General features: G+C 68.1%; 8 protein-coding genes and 2 tRNA genes. 6 read left to right on the top strand and 4 right to left on the bottom strand.

Features of this window, described 5'->3' with window-relative positions; genetic code table 11:
- The first annotated feature begins 41 nt into the window (after nt 1–41).
- On the top strand, nt 42–1,988 hold the full coding sequence (locus ACQEVC_RS01810; RefSeq protein WP_432872713.1) for a hypothetical protein: 1,947 nt from the start codon (nt 42–44) through the stop codon (nt 1,986–1,988).
- A 487-nt stretch (nt 1,989–2,475) separates the two neighbouring features.
- Here the strand turns inward: ACQEVC_RS01810 and ACQEVC_RS01805 are convergent, their stop codons facing one another.
- On the bottom strand, nt 2,476–3,771 hold the full coding sequence (locus ACQEVC_RS01805) for a glycosyltransferase family 87 protein (RefSeq protein ID WP_432872712.1): 1,296 nt from the start codon (nt 3,769–3,771) through the stop codon (nt 2,476–2,478).
- Between the two features lie 68 nt (nt 3,772–3,839).
- Here ACQEVC_RS01805 and orn point away from each other — a divergent pair, with 68 nt between their 5' ends.
- Entirely contained in the window at nt 3,840–4,436 is a 597-nt protein-coding gene (orn, locus tag ACQEVC_RS01800) for an oligoribonuclease (RefSeq protein ID WP_432890951.1), read from the top strand.
- Nucleotides 4,437–4,581: 145 nt separating this feature from the next.
- Nucleotides 4,582–4,657 (top strand) — tRNA-His (locus ACQEVC_RS01795).
- Between the two features lie 155 nt (nt 4,658–4,812).
- Here ACQEVC_RS01795 and ACQEVC_RS01790 read toward each other — a convergent pair.
- Together ACQEVC_RS01790 and ACQEVC_RS01785 are read right to left on the bottom strand one after the other, a co-directional pair.
- Nucleotides 4,813–6,123 carry a L,D-transpeptidase gene (locus ACQEVC_RS01790; RefSeq protein ID WP_432872710.1) on the bottom strand — a complete coding sequence of 437 codons (1,311 nt, stop codon included), beginning with the start codon at nt 6,121–6,123 and terminating at the stop codon, nt 4,813–4,815.
- 179 nt (nt 6,124–6,302) lie between these two features.
- On the bottom strand, nt 6,303–7,541 hold the full coding sequence (locus ACQEVC_RS01785; protein WP_432872709.1) for an Ig-like domain-containing protein: 1,239 nt from the start codon (nt 7,539–7,541) through the stop codon (nt 6,303–6,305).
- A 188-nt stretch (nt 7,542–7,729) separates the two neighbouring features.
- On the opposite strand from ACQEVC_RS01785, the gene ACQEVC_RS01780 reads away from it, so the two are divergent.
- A tRNA-Lys gene (locus ACQEVC_RS01780) sits at nt 7,730–7,805 on the top strand.
- Between the two features lie 336 nt (nt 7,806–8,141).
- Here the strand turns inward: ACQEVC_RS01780 and ACQEVC_RS01775 are convergent.
- Nucleotides 8,142–8,873: a hypothetical protein gene (locus ACQEVC_RS01775; protein ID WP_432872707.1), complete on the bottom strand. Its 732-nt coding sequence runs from the start codon at nt 8,871–8,873 to the stop codon at nt 8,142–8,144.
- 383 nt (nt 8,874–9,256) lie between these two features.
- On the opposite strand from ACQEVC_RS01775, the gene ACQEVC_RS01770 reads away from it, so the two are divergent.
- Nucleotides 9,257–11,059: a GmrSD restriction endonuclease domain-containing protein gene (locus ACQEVC_RS01770; protein ID WP_432872705.1), complete on the top strand. Its 1,803-nt coding sequence runs from the start codon at nt 9,257–9,259 to the stop codon at nt 11,057–11,059.
- A complete protein-coding gene (locus ACQEVC_RS01765; RefSeq protein WP_432872703.1) occupies nt 11,056–12,087 on the top strand; it encodes a CBS domain-containing protein in 1,032 nt (343 codons plus the stop codon). Before ACQEVC_RS01770 ends, ACQEVC_RS01765 begins: the two co-directional genes overlap by 4 nt.
- The last annotated feature ends 39 nt before the right edge of the window (nt 12,088–12,126 follow it).

Raw genomic sequence — 12,126 nt, 5'->3', positions numbered from 1 at the left:
ACGCCGTCGGCGGATACCGCGACCGGAGGGACAGAATCGGAATGCGCTTCGTGCGGCTGATCGCCGGGATACTCCTGCTCACGATCGGGCTGCCGGTGCTCCTCGTCGGCGGTGCACTGTGGACGCTCTCCCAACAGCGGAGCGGCGACGGGGCCTTCGTGGCCACCCTGGACCGGATCGAAACCGGCGGGCACGCCGTGGTCGTACCCGACCTGGCCGCGATGCTGCGCAGGGACGTGCCCTTCCTGGACGTCGGCCGGACCGGGCTGCGGGTCGTCGCCCGTACCGGAGCGGAGCCGGCCTTTCTCGGCCTCGCGCCCACCGCCGAGGTCTCGACCTACCTCGCCAACTCGCCGCACGTCCGGCTCGCCCGGGTCAGCGTGACCAGGGGCAGCCTGCCGGTACGCGTCGATCCGGCCGTCGAGCCGGCCACGGCAGCCGCACCCGCACTCCCGGGCGATCAGGGACTGTGGATCCGCAGGGGTCTCGGCACGCTGGAGCTGACCGCCGACGACGTACGCGCACCCCGGCTCAGCCTGGTCGTCATGCGCCCCGACGCGGGAGCCGGCGTCGTCACCGACCTGCGTGCCGAGGTACGCCCCGGCTGGCTCGATCCGGTCGCCTGGAGTTCGTTGGCCGTCGGCGGCCTGTTGGTGCTGTGCGGCGTCGTGTTGCTGGCCCGGCCGGTTCGTCCCCGCGAGGTGGTCTTCGTCGTCGAACCGAGCCAGGTACCGGTACTCGCCGCCAGGTTCGGTATCGCCACCCTGGACGAGGTCGGAGCCTCCTCGGAGGACCAGGTCGGAGCCTCCTCGGAACGTCCCGCCGGGGCGCCGGAGCGGCGGGCGGACCTGCCGGGTCGGGCCGAGGGCCCGCCGGACCGACCAGTGGGCCTGCCTACTCAGCCTGGGAACCTGCCGGGCCGTGCCGGACTCGGTGAGCCAGCGCCGCTGGCCGGCCCGATCGGTGCGCCGATGCGGGAGCCTGCCGCGTCACCGACCAGCGCGGCGTCGACCAGGGGCGGGTCGACCGATGTGGCGTCGACCGATGTGGTGCCGGCCGGGGCGGCGTCGACCGGGGTGGCGTCGGCCGGGGTCGTGCCGGCCGGGGTGGCGTCGGCCGATGTCGCGTCGGCCGATGTGGTGCCGGCCGATGTGGTGCCGGCCGGGGTGGCGTCGACCGGGATGGTGCCGGGCAGGGTGGTGCCGTCGGGGCGGCGGGTGCCGTCCAGCCGGCCGGCGACGCTGGCGGACGTGCTGACCCCGGCGGGCGGCACCGGAGCGGTGAGGTCGGGTCCTGGACCCTCTGCACGGCTGTTCTGGCCGCCGCTGAATCCGGCAGCGGGTGCCTCGACCGGCGCCGTGCCGGTGCCCGCCGCTGAGGGTGCGGTCCCTGCCACGGCCGGCTCTCCCGGTTCGCCGGGCGCGGTCAGACCGCCGGATGTCGGATCGACGGGCTCGGTGGCGGCAGTGCGGTCGGCCCGTGCTCCCGCACCGGCACCCGCGCCCGCGCCAGTACCCGCGCCACCACCCGCGCCGGTGCCGGCACCTTCGCCGACGCCGCCGTTGCCGGCCCCGGCACCACCGATGCCGGCGCCGCCGAGGCCCGTACCCGTTCCGGCGGCCGACGTCACCCCGGGACCGACCGGCGCCCCGACGGCGGCGCGGACGGCCGGAGCCGCGTCAGTTGACGAGTCGACAGCCGCGGCAGCCTCCTCGGCCCAGGACGGACCGGTTCGGCAGATTCCGCTGCGTCCGGCGACTCCGGGAACGGCGGCGTACGACGCCGGGCAGCCGCGTACGGGGCGTGGCGCACTGAACCGGCCGAGGGGCTACGAGCCGGCGACCAGGTCGGCTGCGATGGACGCTCCGGCGGCGCGGCACAGTGGCAACGCCGCCTTTGGGTACCCGGATGTCCCGGGTCAGGAGGAGGAGCCGGCCGGGCGCGGGGGCGACATCAGACGGCCCAGTCCGGGGCCGAGGCCCCGCTGACCTCGGCTGCCGGCTGATCCGCCCTCGGGGCGAAACCGGTCTGGGGCGGCGGGCTCGGGTCGTGCCGACCAGCCGATGCCGCCCGCCGTACCGTATCGACGCGTCCGTGTCGGCGCGTCCGTGCGCCCGTGCGCCCGTGCGCCCGTTCGAGACGACTGCGTCGAGACGACCGGGAGTGTCGAGACGACCGGGAGTGACGACCAGGACTGGTAGCCGGGAGTAGTGGCCGGAACTGCTGGTTGGGGCCTGCTTGGCGCCGTGCGGAGTCGGCCCGCTGAGGGCGACGGGGGTCGCGCTCTCCCCGCTGACCCCCATCGTCTTGAGGTCCCTTGCGTGGGGGCGGATGGCGGGTGGCCCCCCGCGCTGCCGACACGGGGGGCCACCTTCACCGGGGGATCGGTGTACCGAAGGGACGTTTCAGATGTTGTCGTTAGATTAGCCGCATCGAGACGTACTAGATAGATCTGTCCATTTGGTGCAACTTCTGCTACTGCTGGATACTTGATTCGTGTTTTGGGGTGTCGGTGCCCGTACCCGTGCCCGGCGACCGACGGCGGATCGGCAGCACGACGAGCAGCAGCAGCGCGAAGAGCACGTAGAGGTTGCGCAGCAGGAACTCGCCGGGGGCGTCGGTCCGGTCGAAGGCCCGTCCCCAGTCGTAGTACGAGACCACCCCGTACACGATCACGGCGGTGACCAGCGCGGCGAGCGCCAGCAGTGCCACCCTGCGGCGGCGCCCGGCCCGGCCGGCGGCCGGATCGGGGGGCCGTAGTCCGGCGTCCACCAGCACCAGCACCGCCGGGATGAACCAGTACGCGTGATGGGTCCAGGTGATCGGGCTCACCAGCACCGCGACCAGCCCGGTCAGGGTCAGCCCGGTGACCTCGTCACCGGCCCGGGCCGCCCGGGCGGCCCGCCACAGCCCGTACGCCGCCACGGCGACCACCAGCACCAGCCAGAGCGCCTGGTTGGGTTTTCCGGGAGTGGTGAACCGGCTGAGCAGCCCGAAGAGCGACTGGTTGCCGGTGTAGTCGGGCCGGCCGACCCGGTCGGTCAGCCAGAGCTCGTGGGTCCAGAACCGCCAGGAGTCGCTCGGGGCGATCGCCGCCGCCAGCAGCGTCGCGCCGGCCGCCGTCGCGGAGGAGACCAGCGCCGCCCGCCACCGCCGGGTGGCGAGCAGATAGACGATGAAGATCCCCGGATAGAGCTTGAGCGCCGTCGCCAGCCCGATCCCGACGCCGGCCCAGCGCGAGTTCCGGGGTACGGCGAAGAGCAGGTCGGCCAGGACCAGCACCACGAGCAGCATGTTGATCTGACCGAAGACGATGGTCTCCCGGGTGCTCTCCACGGCGAAGGCGAGCGGTACGGCGAGTCCCGCCGCGAACCACCGGGGTACCCCGTGCCGGTCGGCGATCGACGAGACGAGCCACCAGGTGGTCACCAGCAGGGCCAGTACGGTCAGCGCGGTGAAGACGCCGGCGGTGACCCCGATCTTCAATCCGGCGAAGGGGCGCAGCAGCAGGGCGGTGAAGGGCGGATAGGTGAAGTACAACTCGCCCTGCAACAAGTCTGCCTGGACGTAGTCGTACAGCGGATTTCCGTCCGCCCACCACCGCATCGCGCTCATGTAGATCTTGAGGTCGTAGAAGTTGTGTGGGGTGCTGACCAGGTAGAGCAGCGGCACCGCCGCGGCGACCAGCACCACGATGATGATCTGGCGTGCGGTGCGGCCGCCGGGATCGTCCTCGTCGGTGGCGGATGGCGCGGGGGGATCGGCTGGCACGGGAAAACCCTAGCGGGCCGTTCTGTCCACAGCGTTGAGGCGCGGGTCCCGGGGCTACGCGTAGTCTGATCGTCGTGGCTGATCTTCTCGTCTGGGTCGACTGTGAGATGACCGGGCTCGACCTCGGCAAGGATGCCTTGATCGAGGTCGCCGCGCTGGTCACCGACCGTGACCTCAACGTGCTCGGTGAGGGTGTGGACGTGGTGATCCACGCCGACGAGGCGGCGCTGGCCGGGATGCCGGAGATCGTGCGGGCGATGCACGAACGCTCGGGCCTGACCGAGGAGGCCCGCCGCTCGACGGTGAGCCTGCACGAGGCCGAGGACCTGGTGCTGGAGTACGTCACCTCGTTGGTCAAGGACCCGCGTACGGCACCGCTCTGCGGCAACTCGATCGCCACGGACCGCGGCTTCCTGGCCCGTGACATGCCGCGACTCGACGCCCACCTGCACTACCGCATGATCGACGTCTCGTCGATCAAGGAGCTGTGCCGGCGCTGGTACCCCCGGGTCTACTTCGGCCAGCCGGCGAAGGGGCTGGCTCACCGGGCCCTGGCCGACGTGCGGGAGAGCATCCGGGAACTGGAGTACTACCGGCGGACGGTCTTCGTGCCGCTGCCGGGGCCGGACGTGGACACCGCCAAGGCCATCGCCGCCGAACTCTGACGGCCTCGGCCGAGCGGTCGCGCCGCCGCCGGATCAGGGTGCAACCCGGTCGACGGCGGGGGGAGGGGTGTGGCTATCATTGGTCGTCGCCCTGCCGGGTCCGCTGGTCCGGTGGTCGCGGATGTTTCTGATCAAACTGAACATGGTGGCTGTAGCTCAGTTGGCAGAGCACCGGGTTGTGGTCCCGGGTGTCGTGGGTTCAAATCCCATCAGTCACCCCACTTGTGGATCTCCTCCACTGCTGGTCAGGCCCCCTCTTGACAGGGGGCCTTGATCGTTTCAGGGGACAGGGTGGGTAGATCGCGGAACGCCCCCGCCCTCTCGGAAGGTCCCGAGGAGGAGCGGGGGCGATGTCCGTACGGGGGGCGCTGCCGGCTCAGCCCGTGGTGGTGCCGGCGGTGGGCTCGGTGGTCGGTACGGTCGCCGTCTCGCCGACCGGAAGCGCGCTGCCCTTGACGTACTGGTCCCAGCTCATGTTCCAGTCGGTCCAGCCGTTGCCGTTCTCCAGCTTGCGCTCGGTGCCCTTGACCACGATCGGGTCGCCGACCCGGGTCTGGTTGAACAGCCAGTTCGCGTTGGCGGTGGACATGTTGACGCAGCCGTGCGACACGTTCGTACGCCCCTGCGAGGCGACGGACCAGGGCGCGGCGTGGATGAACTCGCCGCCCCAGGTGAGGCGCTGGGCGTACTCGATGTCGGTGACGTAGCGGTTGGCCGGGTTCGGGTCGTCACGGGTGTCGAAGACGGTCTTCTTCAGCTTCTCGATGACCACCATGGTGCCGCTGGAGGACGGGGTGCTCCTCTTGCCGAGGCTGATCGGAATGGTCTTGATGACCTTGCCGTCCTTCTTGACCGTCATCTTCTTGGTCTTGTTGTCGACGGTCATCACCACCGCCGGCCCGGTCTTGAGGTCGACGGTCAGGTCGGCCCGGCCGTACCAACCGTCGCCCATCGGCAGCCCACCGGCCTGGATCTTGTAGAAGATCTTGGTGTTGGCCTTCCAGTACGTCTTCGGGCGGTAGCGCACCTCGGTCGGGCTCACCCAGTGCCAGATCCCCTCCTGGACCGGGGTGGCCCGGACGGTCATCCGGCGCTGCACGTCGTCCCGGTAGTCCTCCGGCACGTCCCGGCTGAACTTGACGATCAACGGCATGCCGACCCCGACCGTCTGGCCGTCGCCGAGGAAGCTGGTCACCCGGATCTGCTTGCCGGGCTTGGCCATCGTGGTGAAGGTGTTGGTCGTCGTCGCCGGCTTGCCGTCGTCGCCGGTCGCGGTCACGGTCGCCGTGTACGTCGTACCGTATTCGAGCGCCTTCTCCGGCAGCCACGTCCCGGTGCCGGTGAGCGCGCCCTTGACGGTCTCACCGGCCGCGTTCTTGACCTCGACGGTGGTCTCGACGGCGTCCTTGCTGCTGAAGGCGATCTCCGCGGAGGCGGGTACGTCCTTGGCGTCCGCCGCCGGCGCGGTGATCGCGGCGGAGGCCTTCGGCTTCTGCTCGCCCTCGCTGCCGCCCTGGAACGACGGCCCGGCGCCCTTGTCGCCGTCGCCGGTGCAGGCGGTCCCGGTGACCGCCAGGGCGCCGGCGATCAGCACCGAGGCGAGGGCCCGGAGCGGCGCGGGCCGTCCCCGCGTCGCCAGACCCCGGTCGGAGGTACGACGGGTCAACTGATCTCGGCGTGGTCGCATGATCCCCTCACACTGCTGTTTTCCACAGCTGTACCCACTCGGTCCCCACGGTCATCCTCTCCCAATGACGTCCGTGAGCAAGCTTTCGTTTCCTGCCGTGCCGTAGAACACCATCGGATGGGGTCGATTTAGCCGGTTAGTGCCTCAAATGCCGATGGGGCCGTCCTCGATCCGTCTCGTCAGGCGCCCAGGTCGGCGGGAACCGGCAGGGCGCTGCCCTTGACGTACTCCTTCCAGGGCAGGTTCCAGGCGGTCCAGCCGTTGCCGGAGACCAGCTTCCGCTCGGTGCCGGTGATCGTCACCGGGTCGCCGGTCTTGGTCTTCTCGAAGAGCCAGCGGGCGTTCGCGGTGGAGACGTTGACGCAGCCGTGCGAGACGTTGCGTCGCCCCTGGTCACCGACCGACCACGGGGCGGCGTGGATGTACTCCCCGCCCCAGGTCAGGCGCTGGGCGAAGTCGATGTCGGTCACGTACCGGTTGGCCGGGTCCGGGTCGTCGCGGGTGTCGAAGACCGTGGTCTCCTTCTTCTCCATCACCACCATCGTCCCGCTCGACGACGGCGTGCTCTTCTTGCCGAGGCTCACCGGGATGGTCCGGACCAGTTTGCCGTTCTCGAAGACGGTCATCTTCTTGGTCTTGTTGTCGACCTTCATCTCGAACTTGCTGCCGATCTTGGCGGTCGCCTTGCGGTCGACGTTGCCGTACCGGCCGTTGCTCAGCGGGATGCCCTCCAGCCCGATCCGCACACTGAGCGTGGTCCCGGGCTGCCAGTACTCCGGGGCCCGGTAGTAGGCCTGGGTGCCGTTGGAGACCCAGTGCCAGGCGCCGGGCTGCGGCGGGTCGGAGTCGACGAACATCCGCCGCTGCACCCTGGCCCGGTCCTTCTTGGCGATCCCCGGCGAAAATTCCACCACCACCGGCATGGCGACGCCGTAGGTCTTGTCGTCGAAGAGGTAGAGGCCGGAGCCGATCACCGACCTCGGCTTCGCCATGGTGGTGAACGAGGTGGTCCTGGTCTCCGTCTGCCCGGAGGCGGAGGTCGCGGTGACCCGTGCGGTGTAGGTCTTGGCGTACTTCAGCGGCGCCGCCGGTACCCAGGACGAGGCGTCCGGCCGCATCGCGCCGCTGACCGCACCCCCACCGGCGACGGTCAGGCTGACGCTGCTGATCTTGCCGCCCTTGACGCTGGTGCCGATCTCGACGCTCACCGGCTGCTTCTTGGCGCCGTTGGCCGGGGTGACCGCGAATTCGAGCGGCTCGGCGGGTGGTGTCGGGGTCGTACTCGCTCCCGCCGCCGCGCCGTTACCGCTCACGATCTGCGGCTTCTCGTCCCCGTCGCCGCCACACGCCGCCGTACCCAGCGGCGTGACGACCGCCAGAGCGATGACCATCGCCCAGTTGCGCGTGCTCCTGCCCATCCCCACCTCGGTCCACTCGAATCCCGGGAGACATCGTGCACTATCGGGGCCACAGTTATAGCCCCGGACGCCGAAACTTATGGGCGTAATGCCCGTTTTGCCGCCCGGGTGGGCCGGTTGCGACCGGGAGGGGAACTGGTTGGAACCTCCTCGTCGGGCCGTGTTAAGGTTTCTCCCGTTGTCAGCGAGCGCCGCTAGCTCAACTGGCAGAGCAGCGGACTCTTAATCCGCGGGTTCGGGGTTCGAGTCCCTGGCGGCGCACCAACGATCAAGGCTCTGACCTAGGGTTTCGCGTTGGGTCCGAGCCTTTTTCGTGTCCCGTGCCGTGGCCAGGTGCTCGGCGGGTGCTCGGGAGCCTTTGGACGGATACCGCTGGCGTGGGATTGCCTGCGCTGTCGTGGACAGGCCCGGAGAATGAGCGCACGAGCGTCCCAGGCCGTCAGCCCTGATCATCGGTAGCCGCGTGCGACTCCTGGGCGAGCCGGGCCGCTGTCTCGAACGCCGCCGTCCAAGGGAAGACGCGCTGCCACGCCCGTAGGTGCCGTAGTCGACTCCGCTGGCGGCGGCGGGGGTGCTCGATGCTTTTCAGCGCATCAAGGGTCAGTTATGCGGGTCCTCGGACGTTGGCGGGGTGCTGCACATGAGCGATGGCCACGACGTGGGTGGTGGGCCAAATGCGCGCCGACTGGCCCGCACAGCCAGAGTGGCGAGGGCAGCGTTGGCGCCACCACCGATCACCGCGCCGATACCGAACGGCGCCACCCGACCGAGAACGATGATCCCCTGCTTGGTCCCGTACTTCGTGACGAAGTGTTTTCCCAAGATCCCGTTGATCTGACGCAACGTCTCGACAGGCACCTTGGCGACAACCTGACGTCCCCAGTGTTGCCCCGTACGCTCGGCGACTTTGGCAATGGTGGCGGAGCCCGACCCGCCGAGCATGATTCCCATCACGATCGTTCGGCGGCGCTCGATCTCGTCGATGCGAACCCCGTGGACCTCGGCGACCGAGAGCGCGAAGACGGCGCTCAGCTCAAGAGATGAGAGAGCCTCGCCGGCCGACAGTGCCAGTGCGACGCCTGTGCCGACGCCGGGTGCCGCCGCAGCTCCGCCAACTGCCGCACCCGTTCCGGTCAAGGCGCTGACGTACATCCGTTCCAGACTGCGGATCACCTGTGCTGGCGTCGCATCTGGATTCCGCTGGCGGGCCCGGGCGATGTTCTTGCGCACCAGCGGGCCCTGGACGGCGATCGCCTTGTCCACGAGGTCGAGGACTCGCTGCCCACGTACGGCTGCTTCCGGAACCGGTCCGTCGTGGGCGTCTGTTTCCATGCTTGAGCTCCTTGAGCCGTCGCGTCCCAGCTGAGTCCCCCATTCGACCAGCCGAGTGGCCGTTGCGCTAGACGATTGAACGGTGGACGTCGTACTGCCTGTGAGTTCCATCGAGGACACCTGGACGGCCAGACCTGTTGGGCTTCACGTCGAGCTTGTCGCGAACCTGGCCCGTCTCGTCGAGAACGAATCCAATTCGATCACGGCGGTTGGTACTCAGTTGCCGAGCTGTCGGGAGCGGCCCGGCATGCGCGCCTGTGCTACGGCGCCTACGACTGTCGCCGGATCGCTGCCGAGCGGTTCTGTCGCTGGGCGGCTTGACGCCAGGATCGAGAAATCGATAGCATCGCCGGTCGCGCTCAGCGGACATTCAAGGAGACGTCGTGGCGCTGGACAGTCCTAAGCTCCAGAAAGTCCTGGAAGAGATCAAGATTGGTGTCATCCAGCTTCCCGACTTCCAGCGCGAGTGGAAGTGGGACGACCAGCGAATACGCGAGTTGATCGCGACGGTGACCCTGGACTATCCACTCGGTGTCGTGATGACCTTGGAAACCGGCGGCTCGTCGCCGTTCCGGGCACGCCCGCTCACCGGAGCGGAGGATGCCGGCAGTGTCACCCCGGGTCTGCTGCTCCTCGATGGTCAACAACGGCTGACCTCGCTGTTCCAGTCGCTGCACCTCGCCCGACCGGTTCGGACGGTCGACGACCGGAACAAGGAACTCAGGCGCTGGTACTACGTCGACATCGTCAAGGCCGTCGGCTCACCCGCGGACCGGGACGACGCCATCGTTTCCGTACCCGAAGACCGCGTGTTGCGCTCGGACTTCGCCCGCAGGGTGGATCTCGATCTCAGCAGCACCGAGATGGAATGCCGGGCCGCGTACTTCCCGCTGAGCCAGGTCTTCGACGGTGACAAGATGACGGCCTGGCAACGAGAGTTCGTCAAGATGGACGACGGCAACTGGGACCTGTGGGCCCAGTTCCAGCAACAGGTGTTGAACAACATCAGGTCCTTCCAGATTCCAATGATCAGGCTCGGCGCCTCGACTACCAAGGATGCTGTGTGCTCGGTGTTCGAACGGGTGAACACCGGCGGCGTCCCGCTGAACGTCTTCGAACTGCTGACCGCGACGTACGCGGGTGACCAGGACTACGAGCGCGAGCAGGGGACCCACTATCGTCTCCCCGATGTGTGGCACGACATCAAGAAGAGGCTGGCTACCTCCTATCCGGTCTTCGGACGCCTCGAGTACGGCCTCACCGACGGACTCAGCAGCAGCGACTTCCTACAGGCAGTCACGCTGGTCGTCACCTGGGAACGGAAGCAGAACAGGCGGGCGGCCGGCGTCGCCTGCAAGCGGCGCGATCTGCTGGCCCTACCGCTCAACGACTTCCGCCGCGTCGCGCCGCAGGTCGCGGACGCATTCGAGTGGGTGGGTGAGTTCCTGAACCGGCAATGCATCGTCCGCTCCGCCGATCTGCCCTACCGGACCCAGCTCGTGCCCCTGGCGGCGGTCCGCACCATCCTCGGCGAGAGAACCGACGAGCCGGAGCTACAGGAGCGCATCGTGCGCTGGTACTGGTGTGGCGTTCTCGGTGAGATGTACGGCGGTTCGACGGAAAGCCGGTTCACCCGGGACGTCGAGCAGATCATCGCGTGGGCGCAGGATTCGGGGGGCACACCCGACACGATCACTGAAGCGGCCTTCCTCTCCGACCGCCTTGACAGCCTGACCACTCGGAACAGCGCCGCCTACAAGGGCATCTACGCCCTCCTGATCAAGCAGGGCGCAGTGGACTGGCATCACAGCGAGGCGCCGTTTACGCCCGGAACCCTGGTCCAGAACTCCGTCGACATCCACCAGGTCTTCCCGAAATCGTGGTTCGCCCGGCACGGCGGCCAGGACCGGCGCGGCAACTCCATCGTCAACAAGACTCCGCTGTCGTACCGGACCAGCAGGAGCATGACCGGCTCGCCTTCGGCCTACCTCAAGGTGCTGGCACAGGAGTCCGGCACCCGACCTGAATGGTTTGACGACGTGATCGCGACCCACCTGATCGACCCCGCGACGCTGCGGCACGATGACTTTGAAGGCTTCTATGCCGACCGCTCCAAGCGGTTGCTGGAGCTGGTGAACGAGGCAATGGGCAAGCGTACGGTCTTCCGCGACCAGTCAGATCGGTGACGACAGTGATCACCCAGCCACCCACGCCGCAGCAGATGAGCGCACTCAAGGGCAAGAAGCTGCCGGTCTCCGAGCTACTTGCCATGTTCGGCGTCCGTGTGCGCAACCACCAGACAGTCCCGGTCATCGTCGACGCGTTGCGGCAGGTGGGCCTCGGCACCGTCCCGTCCTTCACTACCTGCAACCTCGGGGCAAATGTGTTCGTGGTCGCCGCAGAGCAAGCGGACGCGACCGAGGCGGATGCCGAGGAGGAGGACTTCCAGCCTGGAACGCTGCCGCAGCAGTCGTTCAAGATCAAAGATGTTCCCTCTGCCCGTGCCGGAGTCGACTCCGTCCCGTCGACCGCACCACTGCACCACGCCATCCACATGATGCGGCAGAAGAACTACTCCCAACTACCGGTCATCGACGGGACTTCCCATCTCAAAGGCGTCATTACCTGGAGTTCTGTCGCCGCCTGCTACGAACAGGGAAAGGCGCCCAGCCTCGGCACCACGATGCTGACGGACGACCTTCCGGTCGCCGAAGTTCATCAGGCACTCTTTTCTCATCTGGCAGCTGTCGCCGAACATGGCTACGTCCTCGTCCGGAGTAACAGCGGCGCTATCGAGGGGATCATCACCGGCGCGGACATCACCGGCCGCTTCCACACCCTTGCGCAGCCGTTCTTCCTGTTAGGGGAGATCGAGTTCAGGCTCCGCTGCTGCCTCGGACCCAAGCTGAACGGCGAGCCGGTTCGGGCTATCCAGCCGAAGTATCGGGCGACCGGAGAGATCTCGGACCTGATGTTCGGCGACTACCTCAAGTTGTTGGACGGCGATCAGCCAAAAAAGGAGCTGCGGGCAAACGCCGACAAGAACTGGGCCACACTCGGCTGGACCACTGTGAACCGGGCGCAATTCGTGTACCAGCTGGATCAGGTGCGACGCATTCGCAACCGGATCGCCCATTTCGACGACACGCCGCTTACTCCACAACAGATTGATGAGCTTATGCAATTCTCCGGCCTGCTCAAACAGTTCTTGTAGTAGACGATCGAGGTCGCCAATGGACGGCCGGTGCTGGGT

Source organism: Plantactinospora sp. CA-294935 (assembly GCF_050936445.1).
Classification (GTDB): domain Bacteria; phylum Actinomycetota; class Actinomycetes; order Mycobacteriales; family Micromonosporaceae; genus Plantactinospora.
Note: the sequence above shows the minus strand (reverse complement) of the source record. Positions and strands in the feature narration are given on the sequence as shown.